The sequence below is a fragment of the Dickeya parazeae Ech586 genome, assembly GCF_000025065.1.
Taxonomy (GTDB): domain Bacteria; phylum Pseudomonadota; class Gammaproteobacteria; order Enterobacterales; family Enterobacteriaceae; genus Dickeya; species Dickeya zeae.
On sequence record NC_013592.1, the window covers coordinates 2,318,570 to 2,339,859 of the forward strand.

13 protein-coding genes are annotated in these 21,290 nt (G+C 53.9%); 7 read left to right on the forward strand and 6 right to left on the reverse strand.

All coding sequences use genetic code 11. The annotated features are described in order from the left end of the window. Positions 1 to 89 precede the first annotated feature (89 nt). The 6 genes from DD586_RS10130 to DD586_RS10155 all read right to left on the reverse strand — a co-directional run bounded on the left by DD586_RS10130 (position 90) and on the right by DD586_RS10155 (position 11,425). A complete protein-coding gene (locus tag DD586_RS10130) occupies positions 90 to 1,646 on the reverse strand; it encodes a ferritin-like domain-containing protein (protein WP_012884718.1) in 1,557 nt (518 codons plus the stop codon). A 114-nt stretch (positions 1,647 to 1,760) separates the two neighbouring features. Then, positions 1,761 to 3,599, reverse strand: coding sequence for a GMC family oxidoreductase (locus DD586_RS10135; protein WP_012884719.1), 1,839 nt, complete (start codon positions 3,597 to 3,599; stop codon positions 1,761 to 1,763). Then, positions 3,596 to 4,054, reverse strand: coding sequence for a hypothetical protein (locus tag DD586_RS10140; RefSeq protein WP_012884720.1), 459 nt, complete (start codon positions 4,052 to 4,054; stop codon positions 3,596 to 3,598). The genes DD586_RS10135 and DD586_RS10140 overlap by 4 nt, the downstream gene beginning before the upstream one ends. Positions 4,055 to 4,608: 554 nt before the next feature. Beyond that, the gene (locus DD586_RS10145; protein ID WP_012884721.1) at positions 4,609 to 7,119 is read right to left on the reverse strand and encodes a putative virulence factor; all 2,511 of its coding nucleotides are present in this window, start codon (positions 7,117 to 7,119) and stop codon (positions 4,609 to 4,611) included. Then, entirely contained in the window at positions 7,116 to 10,106 is a 2,991-nt protein-coding gene (locus DD586_RS10150) for a virulence factor SrfB (protein ID WP_012884722.1), read from the reverse strand. Before DD586_RS10150 ends, DD586_RS10145 begins: the two co-directional genes overlap by 4 nt. 2 nt (positions 10,107 to 10,108) lie before the next feature. Next, positions 10,109 to 11,425 (reverse strand): SrfA family protein, encoded by a 1,317-nt coding sequence (locus DD586_RS10155; protein WP_012884723.1) that lies wholly within the window; start codon positions 11,423 to 11,425, stop codon positions 10,109 to 10,111. A 409-nt stretch (positions 11,426 to 11,834) separates the two neighbouring features. On the opposite strand from DD586_RS10155, the gene DD586_RS10160 reads away from it, so the two are divergent. The 7 genes from DD586_RS10160 to DD586_RS10190 all read left to right on the forward strand — a co-directional run bounded on the left by DD586_RS10160 (position 11,835) and on the right by DD586_RS10190 (position 21,276). Continuing rightward, positions 11,835 to 12,692 (forward strand): SDR family oxidoreductase, encoded by an 858-nt coding sequence (locus DD586_RS10160; protein WP_012884724.1) that lies wholly within the window; start codon positions 11,835 to 11,837, stop codon positions 12,690 to 12,692. A 409-nt stretch (positions 12,693 to 13,101) separates the two neighbouring features. Then, positions 13,102 to 14,535: a serralysin family metalloprotease gene (locus DD586_RS10165; RefSeq protein ID WP_012884725.1), complete on the forward strand. Its 1,434-nt coding sequence runs from the start codon at positions 13,102 to 13,104 to the stop codon at positions 14,533 to 14,535. A 255-nt stretch (positions 14,536 to 14,790) separates the two neighbouring features. Beyond that, the gene (locus tag DD586_RS10170; RefSeq protein ID WP_080516770.1) at positions 14,791 to 15,153 is read left to right on the forward strand and encodes a protease inhibitor Inh/omp19 family protein; all 363 of its coding nucleotides are present in this window, start codon (positions 14,791 to 14,793) and stop codon (positions 15,151 to 15,153) included. 16 nt (positions 15,154 to 15,169) lie between these two features. Beyond that, the gene (locus DD586_RS10175) at positions 15,170 to 16,903 is read left to right on the forward strand and encodes a type I secretion system permease/ATPase (protein WP_012884727.1); all 1,734 of its coding nucleotides are present in this window, start codon (positions 15,170 to 15,172) and stop codon (positions 16,901 to 16,903) included. Between the two features lie 13 nt (positions 16,904 to 16,916). Beyond that, positions 16,917 to 18,263, forward strand: coding sequence for an HlyD family type I secretion periplasmic adaptor subunit (locus DD586_RS10180; protein ID WP_012884728.1), 1,347 nt, complete (start codon positions 16,917 to 16,919; stop codon positions 18,261 to 18,263). Positions 18,264 to 18,275: 12 nt separating this feature from the next. Further along, complete coding sequence (locus DD586_RS10185) at positions 18,276 to 19,664, forward strand: TolC family outer membrane protein (RefSeq protein ID WP_012884729.1); 1,389 nt, start codon at positions 18,276 to 18,278, stop codon at positions 19,662 to 19,664. 169 nt (positions 19,665 to 19,833) lie between these two features. Then, positions 19,834 to 21,276 carry a serralysin family metalloprotease gene (locus tag DD586_RS10190; RefSeq protein ID WP_012884730.1) on the forward strand — a complete coding sequence of 481 codons (1,443 nt, stop codon included), beginning with the start codon at positions 19,834 to 19,836 and terminating at the stop codon, positions 21,274 to 21,276. Positions 21,277 to 21,290 lie beyond the last annotated feature (14 nt).

Sequence of the window (21,290 nt, forward strand, 5' to 3'; positions counted from 1 at the left end):
TTAGTCGATGACTCGATCTGACTCGATATAGATAAATAAAAAAGCACCGCCAGTGCGGCGGTGCCAGTTCGACCCCATCAAAAATGGCGTTATTTGTTGATGAACGACCGTGGTTTTGGCGGTGTGGCCGCCAACGCCGCCTGAATGCGCATCGGGTTGAAATAATGACGCATCAGCCGAATGCGGTGATCGCTGGTAAATTCATACCGGATTGCCCAGTCGTAGCTGTAAGGGACGCGGGTAGATTTGGTGATCCCTTGCTGGCTGCCGTAAGCCATTGCCTGATTGTCGCTGAAGAAGACTTTTTCCACTACTTCGCTACTGAACTCCACGGTTTGGCTCATCAGTGACCAAAAACGGGAGAAACCTTCATGACCGTAGAATACGCCAGTGTACGGCACATCTACCGGGCCGGTCATGTCCCACACCAGTTGTTCACTCAGGCACGCCAGTGCCATCTGCAAGTCACCGGCGGTATAAGCCTGAGAGAGTTTTTCCAGCGTGGCCTGATTATTAGCGAAGGTCACCGCCTGGCTTTTGGCCTGGAAGCGCGGCGGCGGCGGCGGGGTATATTCGAATGTCGGTGCCGCGTGGTACGCGTTATCACCGGGGAACGGATGGGCAACAATGGCGCGGAAATCTTCGCGCAACGACCCCATTGCCATGACCGCCGGGGTGAGTTTCAGCGGGCGACCAGATAGCGCCAGTTGCAGGTTTTCCAGTATTTCGCTGTAACGGCGATTGAAACGCACAATGGCTTTACGCAGCTCGCTTTCTGGGTAATCGGCGATTTTGGCAGCACTGTGGGTTTTAACCGCTTTATCCCATTCGATGTTCAGTGGATCGCCGGTTGGACCGCTGGCGATGGTATCGCCGTGCGTGTACATGCGCTCACAGTAGATTTCGTTGAAGCGGTAGTAATGCGGCACATTATTTTCGTCACCCTGCCAAATATTGTGTGGTGAACCTTCGCCCTGATCGCAAATTTGACGCAGGGTATAGACCGCGCTGTCAAGATCGACCACGGGCGTAATATTGCCGTATGAGCCGTGGCAGAACTGTTCCGGTTCGATCTGCCGGGTAGGGTCGCCGCAGAACACGGCTTTTTCGCCGAAAGACTCCACCGCCGCACGCAAGCGTGATTCGATGTAGATGTAGTACTCACCGATAGACATGTCACTGCAAACATGACTGGCGACCACTTCCGGGCGAACGTACTTGGGGTGTTCGATTTGCATCGCCTGATGAATGGCGTGCTGAGAAAATGGATGAAGTTGAATTTCCAGGTCTTCAATACCGAACGGCAGTGTGGCCGGATAGTCAGGCATGAAACTGGGGCTGTTAATATCGGGTGTGCCGCCTACGGCGTTGAGTAGGTTGCCGACCATGACGAAATGCAACATTTCTTCTATTACGACCGAATGGATAACGTCAGTCACCCGTGGGTCGATATCGTCATTCACCGTGTAAAGCATGGTCAGATAGGGGGGGATTACCGCATGTTCCAGCACCATCGCCTTTTGCAGGAGATCACGGATGTCGTCCAGTTCATGGGCCAAATCTTTATGACTGGTGAGTTTGACGTAGCCCTTTTCCCTGAAAGTCGCATCCAAATCGTGCTGTTGGTTTTGTTCGTTTAAGTTCATGGTGTTATTCCGTCTAGTCAGTTGCGGCAGTGACGAAGTGTGTAATTAGTCTTATCTATTTATTCCTAGCATGAAACCTGAATATCATCATCTTTTGTAGCGCTTTTTTCACGTTTAACGTGTGCTGGCACACATTCTGTCCAGTTCGGAAAGAATTGTGTGCGCCGCCCATAACGTCAGTGCTGCCAGTGTCAGAGTCGGTGGTGCCGTTCCCATGCTAACCATATTTCCGGCTCCTACCAGATAGAGATTCTTATGAGTCCAACTACGCTGTTGGCGATCCACCACCGAGTGGTGCGGAGAGTTCCCCATGCAGTGGGTCCCTGCGATGTGCCCGGCGCCGGTAAACGCCAGCGGCTGCCCCTGACAGGTAAAATAACCGGGTTCACCGGGTGAATAACGGCTGTAGTCATGCATACCTATCTGTCGGAAAACCTGCCGCATGAACGTGCTGGCGCGAGCAACACCGGCGCGGGTATACAGCGACAGATCGTAATGAATCACCGGGCGGTAATTACCCAGCGCATCGCGGTAATCCGGATGGATTGTCACCCGGTTATGGTATTCCGGCAACTGCTCTACCATGCAACGTGCGCTGCATTGCCGTGACAGTCGCTCACGAATCTGGCTGCGTAAGCGGGGGCCACACAAGGGTTCTTGCAGTAACGCCTCAACATCGTCATACAGTTTGTTAACCGGCCAGCGCCAGCCGTCATTGCTCAGCTCGATACGAAACGCCGCCCGGTGTACACGGGCGCTGCCGCCTCGCATCGTTTCAATGCCTGAGGTGGTCAGCGGGCCACGCATCGGCCAGAGCGGTGCATCCGCCCGACCCCAAACCGGTAATACTGGATGATCCATCAGGTGGCGACCGACCAGATCATTGCCTTTACAGGCACCGGAAGCTAGCAGTAAAACCGCGTTAGCAATCGCGTTGCCAGCCAGTACATAGCGTCGGGCGCTGACGGTATGCAAATGATGTAATGCCGTTTCATGATGGACGTAATGACGAAACTGGATACCAGTGATAGCGTCGGTGGCAGGGTCGATCAATAGCTTATGCGCCACACTGCAGGTGAGCACATCCAGCCGTGTACCATCGGCGTCTTCCAGTGTTTTCAGCGCATTATAACGCGCCTGTGTCGGACAGAGCGGCGTGCAATAGCTATTACCGGTGCAATACAGGCCAAGGTGCGGGTTGTCGGCCGCCCCACGCGGGTGATAGCCGTGCCCATGATTATAAGCGGGATGCGGTACACCGTTACGGGCCGATGGGGTAGCGCGCAGTGACAGAGGGATAGGCTGTCCGTCCTCCATGATACTCATGCCGGTCAAACGCCGGGCCAGTTGCCGATCGCCCCAGGCGGTAGGTATCCCGTGCATGGGATAAACATAGTCCGGTGGAAAATGAATATCACCATACGCTTGTTCTTCGACATTGGCCGACACCCCCAGCTCATACTCGGCAGCCTGATACCAGGGCTCCAGGTCGTTATAACGCAGCGGCCAGTCCAACCCGACGCCGTAACGGCTTTGCAATTCGAAGTCTTCTGGTAGCATGCGCATGGCGCTGCCAAGCCAGTGTAGCGAGGTGCCGCCGAGCTGGCGGCAATAGGTAGAGCTGAATGGCAGCGGGCCGCGTTGCACCAGATAACCACGGTCGTCGTACCCATCCGGCAGTAGCTGATGCAGTGTTGTATCGTGCGGTACCGGCACATTGACATTATGTACGCCAGATACCTGATGGCTTTTATCCGGCCGCTGACGATAGTGCGTCAGCATCTCCCGGTAGCCGGTGTAGTGCAGATTATCTCCCGAGCCAGCTTCCAGTATCAGACAACGCTTGCCTGCGCGAGTCAGTGTTTTGGCCATCAGCGCCCCGGCAATGCCGCCGCCGACGATCACCACATCGTAATCAGTCTGTTCTGCCTGATGGGGTGTGACAAGGTTCATCCACGTGTTCTCCATTCAGCCATCGGCGGCTCGGCCCAGGCACCGAACTCCTGTTGACGGATTGACTGCGGATGGGCGTGGATAGCCTGCCAGATCAAGGCTTCTCGCCAGGCCGCCTCACTGAGAAAACGGGCGTCTGCATGGGGTGTCGGGTTGACCGGGATCCACTGCCCGGTATACCACAGCCGTAGCAGGCTGCGTGTGACGGGGCCGAGTGAGGATGATGTCAGTACCGTGTTTTGCAGCCAGGTGAGCCTTATGGTGTCATCATCGGGTTGTGCTGAAAAATCACGCTGCAATTGCCTGAAGGGTAACGGTGCTGCCTGTTGCAGCCAGGTGAAATAGTCATGGGCCAGCCCGGTTCCGGTCAGTTCAAACCGACTGAACCCGGTAAGCAGGGCGGAAAGGGTCAGAAAATCATCAAATGCGGTATCGGATTCGCTACTGTTACTCATGATGCGTTACCTGTGCCATGTCGTGAACAGCTAAGAGAGACCCGCGCGTCTGATCCGGGTGTCAGGCGTCGTGGAATAGGCGATGCTATATCTTTATCTTAGTTAATCGTTTTACGGCGATAGGCCGGGAAACGACATCAGTAACCGGATATGTGAATTCGGATGGTCAGCACGACTGGTGCATACCCAATCGATAACGGTAACTGATATCCCTGGAAGCGGTGCTTTTCTGTCTTCGCCAGAGAGCAGAAGAAACAGAACAGCATCAAGGTGGCGGAAAAAGAACGGGGTGGCCTGTGTTCCTTTTTTTAAATCAACAGCATGTTTTAAACCGGGCGAATTAACGAAAAAGCATGACAATAACAGACATTCGGTACAACAGTACGCACCCCGCCAGAAACTATGACGTGAGTGCTGCGTTTTTGCAAGACCAGCCTGATTTATAACGTGATTTTGTCGAAAGGAGTGGCCCGGAAAGCGACATAATTATTTGATTATGTAAACTTTTGTACAGAAAATGAAGAAGGGCGGAGCCTGCTACTCCGCCTACGTCGTTATCCTTCCGTGGGTTTGATCAGACTGAGGATCGTTCCCAGACGTTCACGTTGTTTTGGCTTGATATCACGACCAGCAGCGTAACCAGCGTTCTGGATAATCATCTCATTGAGACCAATAAGCCAGTCATAGATGTAATACGCGGTATTGTTGACCGGGGTAACCGACAACTTCGTTAGCCGACGTGAGGCACCAAAATTAGCGACCTGCTTTTCCGGCTTCGCGAAGATCTTGTTGCCTTTGTTGACGCGGCTGTCCGGGCGCAGGGATTCCGATATTTGCTGGAAGCCCAGCCAGGCGACGAAATCGCCGAGCACATTGAGTGCGCGGGATACCTGACGGTCTGCTTTGCTTTCCCGGTTAATCCCTAGCTGACCGGAATCCACCAGCATGATTTGTAATTCGTCTTCGAGTTTCAGACGAATACTGGCGGTAATCAGCTCTTCCACCAGCATTTCGATGGTGGGGCGGTTAATCCCCAACAGCTCAATGATGGCGACATTTTCCGGCAAATTGCGCAGGTGATTGATCCAGTAACGGTACAGGTTGCGGGCGAACTCTGCCTCATAGCTGTGATTCTCAGCCTGGTCTTCTTCCGTTTGCACGGGTACAGCGGGCGTTGGTTTTTCTTCGCTTTCAGCCTGTTCGCTATCATCGCCGAAGAGGTCGATATCCAGCCCGACGCCAAATGGCTCGTAACTGGCCATCGGCACGGTGGTATCCTGCGTTTCCTGATAGGCGACAAAATTACGCGATTGCTGCTCTTGTTGCTGCAAATAGAGATGACGCAGCTCATCACGAGAGGGTAACAGCCGCTCCAGTAATTCGCCGTGTACGCCGGTTCGCGTCTGCAGCGCTTTGAGCATCGATTCGGCGATGTGTTGCTTGCGCGCCGGATCGTCAGCACCCGCAGGTTGGTACCAACTGCCGAGCAGGTTATCAGACAACTCACGTTGTAACTCACTCAACTGTTCGTTAATACGCCCCAGTTTGACCTCGCGGCGAACTTCGGTATCCAGCCAGGCAGCCATGCGGTTGATGCCGCGCTTGTCCATCGCCAGCATGGTGCCCCAGGCATCGCCGGGGTTGCCCACATAGCGCTGTACCGCTTCATCGTTGTTATGACCGTGGGTGAAACGCCGGTCATGGCGGGTTACCGCCCAAATCAGCCCCGGTTTACGGCGGCTGCGAATTTGCGGGTTTTCCCCCTGGGTATGGCGAACCCAAAAATCCAGCGCACGACCGACGTGGCGCACATCCGCTTTACAGGCTGCGGCGGTACACACCATCAGCAGATTCATTTCCTGATCGTCGGTATAGCGTTCCAGCAAATAAGCGCGCTTGGCGCGCAGCAACGCTCGGGATAACGGGTGCGGTTTGAGCCGCAACAAGCGGTCCGGGTTATCGTCATCCGACTCTGCTTCAGGTTCATCCTGCAGGCTAAACCCCGGGAAATCGAGTAGGTCGACCTGACCGAATAGGGATTCCTTCGGTGGTGACAGCAGCGGAATCAGCACTTCGGCCGCCAGCATAATCAATTCTGCCAGCGACAGTTCCACGCCTCGGGCAGCACGACCATTCACGATAGGGCGTACCTGTACGCTCAGATCGGAAGGGCTATTAAGCCGGTCGAACTGGCTGGCATTAAAAATACCGCTGTCAGGTTGCAACGATTCGTCCACCAGCAGGCTAATCGGTGCCAGTACTTTTCGAGCACCGGAGAGTTGCTCCAGCGTGTGGGCAAAATGGCGATACAGCGAGGTATAGTCTGCTCGCTCACCCCACAGCACCGAGAACAGGCTGGCGCGATCGTCGATGCTGAGGTGTGGCGCCAGTTCGACCGCCATCGGCCAGAACTTGCGTTCCAGTGGTTTTTGCCGCCGGGCGTCATGACGCGTCAGGTAATCCCACAATGCCACCACATCATCGCTGCTCAGCCCGGTTACCGGCTCCTGTTGGCGGTGCAGCGACAGGGTTTTCAGGTGCTCGGCAATATGCTGCTCATCCAGTTCCGCGGTGTCGCTCTGGGCGTCTTCCAGAATGAAGGAGTAAGCGATAATACGGGCGATATCGGCTTCGTTAAGCAACTGGAGTTGCACCGGATTCGGCGTATTTTTACCATCGACCTGACGGGTAAAGCGGGTAACAAACGCCGGTTGCTGGTTGTCCGGGTTGATATTTTTCTGGTAATCCAGCGTAACGCCGCCGACGGACGTTTCGATTCGACCGTTTTCTCCGCCGGCCAGTGACGTCAGCAGGTAGGTTTTCCCCCCCTGAGCCAGACCGAACATCCCCATGGCGATCTCTTTGAGCGATGACTCGGACAACCCACGAGCTTTGTTGCGACAACGGCGCAATTTAATGATCAGCCTATCGGCTTCCATATCCAGACGAGGAACGTTGCGTCGGGTCTCTTCTACCCAGGCGATCGCCTGATCCACGCCTTGCGAAACGGACTGTAACTGACGGCTGAGGCGGCTCGACAACTGTTTGGGCGTTAATGGTTTCATTTCTTGAAGACGCTCCCGCTATCGATCCAGTAATGTGCCATGCCGGAAACCGTGCTGGATAAGGTATTCAGTTTTAACCTCAATTGATGCGGTGAAATAGTATGCCCCGACCCTAACACCGCACTGGCTATTTCAACGCGTTCTGGTGTGAGGTTATCGTCACCCGGTACGACTTTCAGACGCACATGCAGGACGCTGTCACCCGCGACTTTACGCGCCAGCTCCGGGTCGACTATCGACAGTGAATAGAGTGGCGAAGCGGGCCAACGCTCGTTATCCAACTGGCGGAAACCGAGGCACAGCGAACCGCGCACTTCAAAACCGGGTTGGTCATCCAGCGTGAAATCCGCATCATCCAGATCGATATCGTTATAGTAGACGTTATCGGTGGTGAGTGTGTTGGTGTTGTCGAGCATGCCAAGATAACGCACGGTGGAATAGGGCTCGAAATCCCCGGCTTTGAAGTAGAAGCCGGGCAGGCGTAGATCCAGCGCCAGCAGGCATAACATGGCCCCCACCGCCGCGGTGGATTTCGGGTTTTCAATGCGACCACGCTTGTTAAACGGGTACCAGTCGCTGGTGTGATAGCCATCCAACGACATCATGCGGTTAATCGGCAACGGTTGCAGGTGGCGGAACAACGCCTGAATGCCCGGGAAACGGGATGGCCGACCGGTCAGCAGCAGCACATCACAGGCGTACAGCGATACCACTTCCGACATCAAGCGCAAATGTTGGGTGATACTCATGCGGTTAGCCAGAAACTCGCTGTGTAGCTTGCTAAGACGCAGAATCAGCGGCACCTGCAGAATGTCGAACGGGGTCTCTTCATCCGGCAATTCGCGCTGGATCTCGTTGTTGACGTACTCCAGCACCTTACGGGTCGGCGTTTGCGACAGCATTTCACCGAACGTGGTGTCGATTTCCGCATTTAGATCGAGCGGGTCGAATCGTTCATAGGCTTCCAGAATCGCCTGCCCGATAGGAATGAACATTTGCAGCGTCACCTGCTGACGCAGTGTCAACTGTCCATCCATGCGGCCTTCACTGCCAAACAGGCGGGTCATCAGGCTATCCGGGCTGGTGACACCGGCTTTTTTCAACGCCGCCTGCAGGGCGGGCAGGACATACAACTGAATCACGTCCAGCAAAATGTCATCGCCGGCGACTTTGAACCCTTCACGAAACAGCAGGCGAGGAATGATTTTGACGTTGCTGCCGACACCGTCATCCAGCCAGTACTGAGTGATCGCCAAATCGGTGGTACCGCCACCGATATCGATAGACGCGATGCGCAAGGTTTTCCCTGGCTGCTCGTCATCCGCCAGTTCTTTATCCGGCCGCGCCATACTGGCGAAAAAGGCCTCCGCCCGGCCACCGAAATTCACTTGTGCTTCGTTGTAGAGATACACCATCTGCCCGCAGGTGGCTTCATCCCACTCCATTTGTACGTCAGGCACGGGCACAGTGCTGCGGCGCTTGTCGTCCGCCGTCAGGAACTCATCATCGGCCGGGTGCCATCCCATCGCTTTCCATACCAGTCCGATCGCTTCGATCATGCGACGGCGGAAAATCTCTCGCTCCGGTTTGGGCATGGCTGAAGGCAGGGTCAGAATAATATTGCGCAACTGACGCGGCGCATTGGCATGAATCATCTTCAGACGCTGGGCCGCGCTGTTCATTTGCATCAGCGCTTGTGCCAGCAACTCGGAGAGCATGAATGTCATGACCGAACTGCGACTGTAATGCGGGTCGAATACCGGCAGGCGTTCATCCAGCGGCAGGCTAAACAGGGGCTGACCTTCATCGTTGACCAGCATGGTCAACGGCATGGCGGTCGCCAACGGTTCCTGCTGGCGTGGGCTGGTTGTCTGGCTAAAACGCCAGCCCGGCACATACGGTTCTTCGTCCCACAGATAGCGACGCGGGCTGGAAATACCACTGGAACCTTCGGTTCCCTGACGCTGTAGCGCCAGACGGCTGGCTTCGCGACCAACGCGGGTAATCGATGGCCAGACAAAGGCGTCGTCGCGCCCGCTTTCAAAGGAGAAGTTTTGCTTACCGAAACGCACCTGGGCGAATTCCACCCGGCTGTCGAACAGTTCATTGTACAAATAATGCGGCTGACTCAAATCGCGAATCTGCAATTCGTAGGTCTGCCGCAAGCCGTTACTCTCATCGGCATGATCCTCCACCAGGATCCCGGCGGTATGGGAGTTGCCGACATCCAGGATCAGATCCACGTTAATGGCGGGTTCTTTCAAGGTGCCGCTGGTGATCCTGATTTCCGGTACATCCAGCAGCGTCGCCATAATATCCAGCAGATTCAGGTAATGCGCCTGATATTCGAATTCACGCAGGTTCTGGCGGATATCGCGAGGTTTGCGGTTTTCCACCGCGAGTGCTTGCTGCGAAAAGGTTTCGCGCAACCAGCCATCTACCCAGGTCTGATCGAGAAAATCATCCAGTTCTTCGCTGTGGTAGGCCAGCGTGAACAGTCGCCCGGCGTTGATATCGTTCTCGCTGGGGGCCAGTGCTTCAAGGTCATGGCTTTCCGGGTAAACGCGGGTATCGAACGCCAGACAGATCCGGTGAGTGTTGCCGTCATCGTCCGGCTCGTCGAGTTCCAGCACCTGTACCCGCGCCCAGTTATTCGGGCCGCCCATAAAGGTACGTGGTGGGTTAAAACGGAAAAACGGTAGCGGTAACCACGCGTTGCTCAGTAAATGGAGAGACTGCTCCAGCGTATAACTGGATTCCGGGTTGACCGCTTCCGGCAGCACCTGCATCGCGCTTGGCAGGGTGTATTTCCCGCTGTGTTCGTTATAGGTCAGTCGCAGCAACGGCCCATTGGCGCTTTTGCGCACGAAACGATTGGCGAATCCTGCGCGGGCTGGCGTGAGCTTCAGCGCAAAGTCAAGGAACTGAATACCGCTATTTTGAATCAGCGTAATGTGTTGTTTGTAATCTGTCAGGGTTGCCAGCATGGTTATTTACTCTCACGCTTAATCGTCATCGGTAGCACAGTGTCGGCATCATAGCGGCCTTTACATTCAGCAGCCTCGCTCGACTCCTGTCGGGTACAGACGATTTCCGGCATCGGATAGCGGGAACCATCGCTGCAGCGCGCACGGTAGCGGCTGTTGATCACCAGATTGCCGGATTGATGCAGCCCAGCTTCCACCTCGGCCTGGCAGGTGATGTTGTCGCCATAGGTAAAGTGCACCCGGCCTTTGCCGTTTTTGAGCTGATAGCGCAATACCGGCGGCTTACCGGTCAGTGGGTTTTTCACCGACAGTGTGGCTTGCCAGTTGCCATCCAGGAAGCGGATGGAACCGATTTTCACTGCGTCGGCCGGCATCACCAGCGCGCCTTTCGGCGCGGCGGCCATTTCTACTGCCGCTGGCGCTTGCGGTGCTTTCTCTTCCGCTTTTTTCTGTGGGTCAGCCGTGACGGGCTGCGGCAGCAGTGTGGCCACATTTAATGGCAGATTGGGTTGTGGGAGCGCATCCGTCGGCGTTGCACCCAGTGCACGTTTTTCCGGTTTGATAGCTGTCACGGCAGAGGGCGCGCTGCTTTCAGGGTGGGAAACGCAGCCGCGAATCTGAAACGCCAGCGTTGCCAGTAGTGCGATACCTGGCCCCAGAACCCAAGGACTGGTCCAGACACGGCGTACTGACAGCGGAGCGGGGGGTGCTGCGACCGGCTCGGCAATCACGACGGGTTCCGGCTCGACGACTGGCGGCGGTAACTCCGGTTCGGGTTCGGCAATGTGCACCGTGACTTCCGGCAAGGGTTCCGGTTCCGGAACCGGTTCAGGAAGTTCAACCGGACGCAGGCACTCCAGCACATCCTGGCGAGATTTTTTGCCCAGGCTGACGAATCCCCAGAAGGTAATAACCGGTTTATCGTCGACCAGATAAACATGATTGGAGCTCGGAAACTGAAAGGCTTTCGACAACAAGACGCCGAAGAGTTTTTGTGCAGGTTTGTCGGACTTCCGCGCACGTTCGCTGATAGCGTCAATCGTGTTGAGATAGTGCTCCAGCAGAGCCAACGCCTGCTCGCGTTGTTCGTCGCTGGCTGCCATCCAGGAAGTAATTTTACCGGAGAAAGGGGAATACCAGTCGATGCGATCGCCATCCTCATTAGGCTGAGGGATAGCCAGACAATCAGCGATAGGCTGTTGTTTGCGAAGACGCAGTGTTTCCCGTAGTTGTAGCGCCGAAGCATAAACGGGCTGGCCGTTCTCTCCCAACGCAAGAAAATCGTCTAAATTTCCACTGCGTAAAAATAATTTTGCCACGCCAAAGAGACCCTTTGTGATAAACCGTCAAGGCAGAAAATCGTGTCCACTGTCTGCGATTATAATTCTGATGGGCACGAATCAAATAAGTAAAGAAGTGACAAATATGACAAATATTTGCGTCATCAGCTCTCTGAGAAAGCAATATCGCATAAGTGCGATATGACTGAAACTAAAAAACCGGCTGAGAGCCATCTTACAGATTACCCTGCAACACGTCAGCAGGAAGCCGGTGGCCGGGATGTTGTGATGATGCTCGCATTGTTATTTCACACTAACATTTTTGTTAGTACTTACTAAAAGTGAGTTCAGGTCATATGCTGCGGATATGAGTTTCAACCGGATACCGAGGTTTAGGATATACGGGCTGAAGCGTGCAGCGGTATTTCCCCATTAACAGGAGTACACGATGTTTGCGATTACAGGAGCAACAGGTCAGTTAGGCCGTTTAGTGATTGATACTCTAGCGAAATCAGTACCGACAGCGCACATCATTGCTGTGGTTCGCGATCCAGCGAAAGCCAGTGGACTGGCGTCAAAAGGGATCCATGTGCGTTATGGCGATTACGATCGACCGCAAGCACTGGTCAAGGCACTGAGCGGGGTCGACAAGCTGTTGTTGATTTCATCCAGTGAGGTTGGCAAGCGCGAAACGCAACATAAAGCCGTTATCGACGCGGCTAAAGCGGCAGGCGTCGGTCTTATCGTCTACACCAGTTTACTGCATGCTGATACGTCTCCATTAGGATTGGCGGCGGAGCATCTGGCGACGGAAGCGGCGTTACAGGCTTCCGGCATTCCTCATGTGATTTTGCGTAACGGCTGGTATACCGAAAACTATGCCGCCAGTATTGCTCCGGCGTTGGCGCATGGTGCATTCGTCGGTGCGGCCGGTGAGGGGCGTATCGCGTCAGCGGCGCGTAGTGATTATGCCCAGGCCGCGGCTATCGTGCTGCAATTGAGCGGTCAGGCAGGAAAAATTTATGAACTGGCCGGTGACAATAGCTATACGCTGGCGGAGTTTACCGCCGAAATCGCCCGGCAGAGTGGCAAACCATTGCAGTATGTCAACCTGTCGCAAGCTGAGTTCGCCAACGCGTTAAAAGGCGCAGGCTTGCCAGGTGGCCTTGCCGATATGCTGGCTGATTCGGATGCAGGGGCGGAAAAAGGCGGGTTGTTTGATGATAAGAACGCGCTGTCAGCGTTACTGGGTCACCCGACGACGCCGTATGCCGATGTCATCCGCAGTACGCTGGCGTCGTTGTAGTGCCGTTATAGTGCCGTTGTCATTCGTCATTGATGACTGAGTGATGCTCTGAAGTGGTGCGTTTGGTTACTTACGCACCATTTTTTATTCTGCTAATTTTTCCTTTCACACTCTTCTGTCTGGTTTTTTTTTGGCAGCCTGAATTGTCTGTAACAAAACATCGATTTTCTTGATGAAATCTTGTCATTTTATTTCTGTTTTACTAACCTGTCTGTGTTGTCAGGCTATGTTGCCTGAATAGTTGATTCATGCCTAACAGGGAACATTCGCTTTTAACAGCAAAAGTGAATGGTGGGTGTTCAGCGAGCGTTTTATGAATTACGCGCTTACAACGCGTGTATTTATAAAAAGATGTTATGTCCGCACATAACATCATCAAATATGAACGTAATTTCATGGAGGAAGCGTGATGGCTTTATATAGCAAAAAAACCGATCTTTCTTCCGCACCGTCCGGTGGCTATACCGGTGTGGCGGATGTCTATCAATTCTGGAATTATCACCACCGCGGCGATGGCAATATTGGCGATAAGCCATCCTATACGCTGGAGCAGGCGCGGGATCAAATAACCCGTGGTAATGTCACCTGGAATGGCGACCATGTATTCGGTAAACCTGTCGCACTGACTTACGCTTTTCTTCAGTCAGTTTCTGATGCCAATATGCCTGATAATTACAAAGGTTTCGTTAAATTCAACGCCGCACAAATTCAGCAGGCCAGACTGGCATTACAATCCTGGGCCGATGTAGCCAATGTAACGTTCACGGAAGTTAAAAACCCTCAGCAGGCTACGATTAAATTCGGTAACTATACATTAACCTCTGATGGCCATACGGATAACAATAGCCAGGCCTTTGGTTTCTATCCTGGAAATTGGAAGTGGGCCGGTTCGGCCTGGTTTAATTACAATCAGGCTGATAACCAGCGGCCGGATATTAATGAATTTGGCCGCAATACGCTGGCACATGAAATTGGCCACACGCTCGGATTATATCATCCGGGGGATTATGACGCCTCCGATGGCAACCCTGGCTATAAAGACGTGACCTACGCCGAGGATACCCGTCAATTCAGTATCATGAGTTACTGGAATGAGGGCTATACCGGCGGCGATTTTCATGGCTATCATGCCGCCGCTCCGTTAATGGATGATATCGCCGCGATCCAGAAACTGTATGGCGCAAATATGACCACCCGCACTGGCGATACGGTATACGGGTTCCATTCTAATGCCGGTCGTGATTTTTATACCGCGACCGACAGCAAAACACCGCTGATATTTTCCGTTTGGGATGCTGGCGGCAATGATACCTTTGACTTTTCCGGTTATAGCTCGAATCAGCGCATCAGCCTGATTAGCGGTACGTTTTCAGATGTCGGCGGTTTGAAAGGTAATGTCTCCATTGCGGCGGGCGCTGTAATTGAAAATGCGATTGGCGGTTCCGGTAATGATGTCATTGTCGGTAATCTGTCTGATAACCGTATTGATGGTGGGGCGGGTAATGACGTGCTGTACGGTGATGGCGGCGCTGATATTTTAACGGGCGGGGCGGGTAAAGATATTTTTGTTTATGCCTGGGAAAAAGACTCGCTTGCATCGGCACCGGATACCATTACTGATTTTCAGCGTGGTGAAGATAAAATCGACTTATCCGCCTTTAATAAGAATCATGATCTCCAGTTTGTCGATCATTTCTCCGGAGCCGGAAACGAAGTGTTGTTGAATTGGGATGGTCAAGCGAATCAGACCAATATGTGGATGCATTTAAGCGGACACAGTTCGGCTGATTTTTTGGTAAACATTGTCGGTACGGCGTTGCAGCCGTCGGATTTCATTGTTTAAGAGCAATATAATTGTTTAAAAACAGTATGATTGTTTAAAAACGGTGCGCTCGTTTAACGGCAGTGTGATTTTTAACGAGAACGTTTAAACGAGCGCTTTTAAACAAACGAGAATAGAAACTCCCTGTTATTTACAGGGCCATTAAATAATGGCAGGTGATGTTTGATGTGAAATGATCCTGCCATTATCAATGTCTTTAACAAGATAGTTTCAATCATGAATCGCGCGCTCTGATAACCGAATGATGGGAATATCATGAAAAAGCTGATTATTGCGACATTACTGGGTGCACTGAGTGGAGGATGTATGGCGAGCAGTCTGAGATTACCGTCTGCAGCGGAGCTGAGCGGAGAGTGGGTATTAAGCGGCACGGAACAGCACTGCGATATCCGTTTGAATACCGAGGTGCTTGATAGCACGACCTGGCGACTGGCGGGCGACAAGACCTGCCTGCAAGCGCTGTTGCCGGAAGCGCCGGTTGGCTGGCGGCCTACGCCTGATGGGGTGACGCTGACACAGGCCGACGGTTCGGCAGTGGCGTTTTTCAGCCGTAATCGTGATCAGTACGAACATACGCTGGCTAACGGCAGTGTACGTATTTTGAAAAAGAAAGCCTGAGTGGGAGTCGCCCGTCGTGAATGCTTCCTCTGAGCAAGATCGTTCGCTGTTCGGCGTACTGCGTCAGTTTCGCCGCAGTTTTTGGAGCGTCGGCATTTTCAGCGCGGTCATCAACCTGCTGATGCTGGCTCCTTCGGTCTACATGCTCCAGGTGTATGACCGGGTACTGGCGTCAGGTAACGGTATTACCCTGCTGATGCTGACACTGCTGATGGCGGGACTGTGTGCTTTTATGGGCGCATTGGAGTGGGTGCGCAGTCTGCTGGTCGTGCGACTGGGGACCCGGATCGACCTGGCGCTCAATCAGGATGTTTTTAATGCCGCTTTTGCCCGTAATCTTGACGCCGGTGACGGTCGTGCCGGAATGGCACTCACCGATTTAACGCTGCTGCGCCAGTTTATTACCGGCAATGCGTTATTCGCCTTCTTCGATGTACCGTGGTTCCCACTGTTCCTGCTGGTACTGTTTTTATTGCACCCCTGGTTGGGGTTGCTGGCTCTGGGCGGCACCGTAGTTTTGGTGGCGCTGACCTGGTTAAACCAGCATCTGACCAGCCAGCCGCTGGCGGAAGCTAACCTACAATCCCAGCAGGCGACCCACCTGGCTGATGCCCAACTGCGTAACGCTGACGTGATTGAAGCGATGGGGATGTTGGGTAACCTGCGTCGGCGTTGGCTGGCGCGTCATTACCGCTTTATTTCTCTGCAAAATCTCGCCAGTGAGCGTGCTGCGGCTGTCGGCGGTGCCTCCAAATACAGCCGTATCGCATTGCAATCATTCATGTTGGGGCTAGGGGCATTGCTGGCGATCGACGGCAAAATTACACCGGGGATGATGATCGCTGGCTCCATTCTGGTAGGTCGTGTTCTAAGCCCGATCGATCAGTTGATCGGGGTGTGGAAGCAGTGGAGCAGCGCACGCATTGCCTGGCAGCGTTTGACCCGACTGATGGCGGTGTATCCACCGCGTCCAGAATCGATGGCATTACCCGCACCGGAAGGTCATCTCAGTGTTGAACAGGTATCACTGCGCCCGGCACAAGGTAATGGCAATGCCCGATTGCAGAATATCCATTTCTCACTACAAGCGGGGGAAACGCTGGTGGTGCTGGGGGCCTCTGGCTCCGGTAAGTCTACATTGGCCCGGTTGTTGGTCGGTGCACAAGCGCCGACGCAAGGCAAAGTGCGCCTGGACGGCGCAGATCTGGAACTGGTGGATAAAAGCGCGTTTGGCCCGGCTATTGGTTATTTGCCGCAGGATGTGCAGTTATTCAGAGGAACACTGGCGGAAAACATTGCCCGCTTTGGCCAAGCCGATCCACAGAAAGTGGTGGCGGCGGCAAAACTGGCGGGGGTGCATGAGCTGATTTTGTCCTTACCCAAAGGGTATGACACGGAATTAGGGGATGGCGGTAGTGGCCTGTCGGGTGGTCAGCGTCAGCGTATTGGTCTGGCCCGGGCGATGTACGGCGATCCTTGCCTGTTGGTGTTAGATGAACCCAATGCCAGCCTTGACAGTGACGGTGATAAGGCCCTGATGCAGGCGATCGTCGCACTGCAAAAACGTGGCGCCACCGTGGTGCTCATCACGCATCGTCCGGCGCTAACTACCTTGGCGCAAAAAATTCTTATCCTCCATGAAGGCCAGCAACAACGTATGGGACTGGCACGGGATGTACTGACGGAGTTGCAGCAACGTAGCGCAGCTAATCAGGCCCGGATGAATACGCCGGCTGCGATGCCGCAATGACAGGAACGGACCAATGACAGGCATGGATGTAACGACACAGGATGAATTAAACGAAGTGACAATGCGCGATCGTGCCAGCCGTGATGAAAAACGGGCGTTGCGATTGGGGTGGTGGCTGGTATTTGTCGGTTTTGGCGGTTTTCTGCTGTGGGCATTGCTGGCGCCGCTGGATAAAGGTGTGGCGGTGCAGGGGAACGTTGTGGTTTCCGGCAATCGCAAAGTGATCCAGCACATGCAAGGCGGCATTGTCGAGCGCATTCAGGTCAAAGAAGGGGACCGTGTTGCTGCCGGTCAGGTATTGCTGACGCTCAATGCCGTTGATGCTCGCACCACCAGTGAGGGATTGGGTTCCCAATATGATCAGTTGATTGCGCGCGAAGCCCGACTATTGGCGGAACAGCGCAATCAGCCATCGTTAGTGGCGACCCCCCGGCTGGTTGAAGCACGCCAGCGGCCGGAAATGGCGGGCATTATCGCGTTACAGGAAAATCTGCTGTATAGCCGACAACAGGCGCTGAAACTGGAAACTGAAGGTGTGCGCGCCAGTATCGAGGGCATGGAGACATCGCTTGGCGCGCTGCAAAAAGTGATCACCAGCAAGCAGTCGGAACAGGCCGTATTAAGCCAGCAATTGCAAGGGTTACGTCCACTGGCGGCGGAGAATTATGTGCCGCGCAATAAAATGCTGGAGATGGAGCGACTGTTTGCGCAGGTGAGCGGTGAACTGGCGCAAACCGGTGGCGATGCAGGGCGAATCCGTCGGGATATTCAGCAACAGAAACTGCGTATTGCCCAGCGTCAGCAGGAATATGACAGAGAGGTAAGCAGCGAGTTATCTGACGTACAGTCCAAACTGAACGAAGTGATAAGTCAGCGCGAGAAGGCGGATTTTAATCTGGCCAATGTGCAGGTGCGTGCACCGGTTGCCGGTACCGTGGTGGATATGAAGGTCTTCACTGAAGGTGGGGTGATCGCCGCCGGACAGGTGATGATGGAAATCGTGCCGGAAGATCAGCCCTTGCTGGTGGATGGGCGCATTCCGGTCGAAATGGTGGATAAAGTGTGGGCCGGGTTGCCGGTGGAGTTGCAATTTACCGCGTTTAGCCAGAGTACGACACCGCGGGTTCCGGGGACGGTGACCTTGCTTTCCGCCGACCGATTGGTCGATGAGAAAGACGGTATGCCGTATTACAGCCTGCGTATTCAGGTGAGCGAAGAAGGCAAGCGAACGTTGCATGGGCTGGAGATTAAACCCGGCATGCCGGTGCAGGGCTTTGTGCGTACCGGGGAGCGCTCGTTTATCAATTATCTGTTTAAGCCGTTGATGGATCGTATGCATCTGGCGTTGACGGAAGAGTAGCGGAAGAAAGCAATGCGAAGGAAAGCGGTATTACTGGCAATCGTGTTATCTCTGCCTAGCGGTGGCGCTCAGGCGATGGGGTTGGTCGACGCTTGGGAACTGGCGTTGCGTAACGATGCGCAGTTACGAGCGGCTGGTTTTGAACGGGACGCCGGGCAGGAAGAGGTAGCGATCGGTCGGGCCGGATTGTTGCCGTCGTTACAGTACAACTACGGCGTTAACTATAGCCATTCCAAGGTGACGCAGCGGGATCGTACGGTGAATAACACCAGTCAGCGTGATTACGACAACTATGTGTCAACGCTGACGCTGCGTCAGCCGTTGTTGGATTATGCCGCCTGGGCGCGTTATCAGCAGGGTATCAGTCGTAAACTGATGGCCGATCAGCGATTTCGTGATCGCAGCCAGGACTTGATGGTGAGGCTGTATCAGTCATGGAGCGACGCGCTTCTGGCACAGGAAAAATTGACGTTACTTGATGCGCAACGTCGCGCTTATGAGGAGCAACTGGCGTTAAACCGTCGCTTGTTGGCGGCGGGAGAAGGGACGCAAACCGATCTGCGTGAGACGGAGGCACGTTACACCGTCACTAATGCGCAACGTATTGAGCAGGAAGATACGCTGGATGCTGCCATGACTACGCTGGAAAATATGATTGGCTCGCCGCTACAGATTCAGGATTTGTCGCCGCTGGCGTTGGATGTGTTGCCGGATAACGTGACGGAAAACCGCTCTTTGACGCAATGGCGTGAACTGGCGGTCCGGCACAACGCAAAACTGGCGGTGCAGCGAGAAAACGTCGGTTACAGCCGCTATGAAATCGAGCGTAACCGTGCAGGTCATCTGCCAAGCATGGATCTGGTAGCGTCGACTCGCAATAGCCTGTCTGAATCTGAATATAACTATAACCAGAAATATGACACCCAGACGGTAGGGTTGCAGGTGCGTGTACCGCTGTATTCCGGTGGTGCGGTGTCGGCGTCAATGCGTCAGGCGACGGCGGAATATGAGCAAAGTCAGGCTGAACTGGATAATCAGACCCGGCAAACCTTTGCAGAATTACGTCGTCAATTTAACCTGTGTACCAACGGCGCAGCCAAGATCCGAGCCTGGCAAATGAGTGTCGCCGCCGCGGAGGAAGCCATTCGAGCTACACGGCAAAGCGTTGCCGGTGGTGAACGTATTAATCTAGATGTATTGATGGCGGAACAGGAGTGGTATAACGCCCGGCGCGAGCTGGCGGAAGTGAAATATCGCTGGCTACAGGCATGGTTAACTCTGCGCTATACCGCAGGTACGCTCAATGAGCAGGACATGATGCAACTGGCCGCCTGGTTCCAACCCGCCGATGTTGCCAGAAAAGGTAAGGTAAAAACGTCATCCGGCAATAAAACAAATTAATAAGCGCTTGTTGCGCGAAGTGATGCCGTTTCCACAAGATTTCTTTCGTAGCTGGCTGCGAAAGATGGGTGTGCCATTCGTTGGGCGGTCAGGGTGACTGCCGACGATATAATGGCGAATAAGGCATTCTGACTGTAATAAATAAGTCAGACTTTATGGAAGAAGTAATATGCAACAAAACGAGAATATACCATCAAATACCTCTGCTGCCGCCAAGGCAGGTAATTATATCGGCTATGCTGATGTCTATGATTTTTGGTATTACCATCAACGTGGCGATGGCGTGACGGTGAATGGCAAACCGTCCTATTCCACCGATAAAGCGGTGAGCGAAGGGTTAACCCGACCGCATACCACCTGGAACGGCGATAATGTGTATGGCAAGGCGGCGAATCTGACCTATTCGTTCCTGGATACCTTTACGTCGACGCCTAACGGCCATACCGGACCGGTAAAATTTACGCCGGTACAAATGGATCAGGTAAAACTGTCATTACAGTCCTGGGCGGATGTTGCGAACCTGACTTTTACCGAGGTCAGCCCCAGTCAAAAAGCGAATATTACTTTTGCTAATTACACCCGCAATGCGGATGGCAGTCTGAATACGGATACGCAGGCTTATGCGGCTTATCCGGGGACGCATCCGCTGTCGGGCAGCGCCTGGTTCAACTATAACCAGTCGACCGTTCGTAACCCTGATACGGAAGAATACGGGCGGCATACCTTCACCCATGAAATTGGGCACGCATTGGGGCTGAGCCACCCGGCTGAATATAACGCCGGTGAAGGGGATATCAGCTACAAAAACAGTGCGGCCTATGCAGAAGACTCCCGCCAGTTCAGCATCATGAGCTACTGGGATGTGGAAAATACCGGCGGAGACTTTAAAGGCCATTACTCCGCCGGACCATTGATGGATGATATTGCCGCTATCCAGAAGCTGTACGGTGCCAATATGACCACCCGCACTGGCGATACGGTATACGGATTTCACTCCAATACCGATCGTGATTTTTATACCGCGACCGACAGCAGCAAGGCGCTGGTTTTCTCGGTGTGGGATGCCGGTGGCAACGATACCTTTGATTTCTCTGGTTACAGCGATAACCAGCGTATCAATCTCAATGAAGGCGCGTTCTCGGATGTTGGCGGCCTGAAAGGCAACGTATCGATTGCCCACGGGGTGACCATCGAGAATGCGATTGGCGGCTCCGGCAACGATATTCTGGTTGGCAACAGCGCTGATAATGTACTGCAGGGCGGAGCAGGCAATGATGTGCTGTTCGGTAGTGTGGGGGCTGACACCCTGACCGGCGGTGCCGGACGCGACATTTTCGTCTACGGCAGCGGTCAGGATTCCACCTTGTCGGCGTACGACTGGATCACTGATTTCCAGACCGGTGTGGACAAAATCGATCTGTCGGCGTTCCGTAGCGAGGGTCAGCTGAGTTTTGCGCAGGACCAGTTCTCTGGTAAAGGGCAGGAAATCATACTGCAGTGGGATGCGGCAGATAGCATCACGAATCTGTGGTTGCATGAAGCGGGCCACAGCGCTGCCGATTTCCTGGTGCGTATCGTCGGTCAGGTGTCGCAGTCCGATATTATCGTGTAATTAATCACTGAAAA

Excerpts from the sequence above, each read along its gene's own strand:
- DD586_RS10130 (WP_012884718.1), bottom strand. The coding sequence starts at position 1,646 with ATGAACTTAAACGAACAAAACCAACAGCACGATTTGGATGCGACTTTC.
- DD586_RS10135 (WP_012884719.1), bottom strand. The coding sequence starts at position 3,599 with ATGAACCTTGTCACACCCCATCAGGCAGAACAGACTGATTACGATGTG.
- DD586_RS10140 (WP_012884720.1), bottom strand. The coding sequence starts at position 4,054 with ATGAGTAACAGTAGCGAATCCGATACCGCATTTGATGATTTTCTGACC.
- DD586_RS10145 (WP_012884721.1), bottom strand. The coding sequence starts at position 7,119 with ATGAAACCATTAACGCCCAAACAGTTGTCGAGCCGCCTCAGCCGTCAG.
- DD586_RS10150 (WP_012884722.1), bottom strand. The coding sequence starts at position 10,106 with ATGCTGGCAACCCTGACAGATTACAAACAACACATTACGCTGATTCAA.
- DD586_RS10160 (WP_012884724.1), top strand. The coding sequence starts at position 11,835 with ATGTTTGCGATTACAGGAGCAACAGGTCAGTTAGGCCGTTTAGTGATT.
- DD586_RS10165 (WP_012884725.1), top strand. The coding sequence starts at position 13,102 with ATGGCTTTATATAGCAAAAAAACCGATCTTTCTTCCGCACCGTCCGGT.
- DD586_RS10170 (WP_080516770.1), top strand. The coding sequence starts at position 14,791 with ATGAAAAAGCTGATTATTGCGACATTACTGGGTGCACTGAGTGGAGGA.
- DD586_RS10180 (WP_012884728.1), top strand. The coding sequence starts at position 16,917 with ATGACAGGCATGGATGTAACGACACAGGATGAATTAAACGAAGTGACA.
- DD586_RS10185 (WP_012884729.1), top strand. The coding sequence starts at position 18,276 with ATGCGAAGGAAAGCGGTATTACTGGCAATCGTGTTATCTCTGCCTAGC.
- DD586_RS10190 (WP_012884730.1), top strand. The coding sequence starts at position 19,834 with ATGCAACAAAACGAGAATATACCATCAAATACCTCTGCTGCCGCCAAG.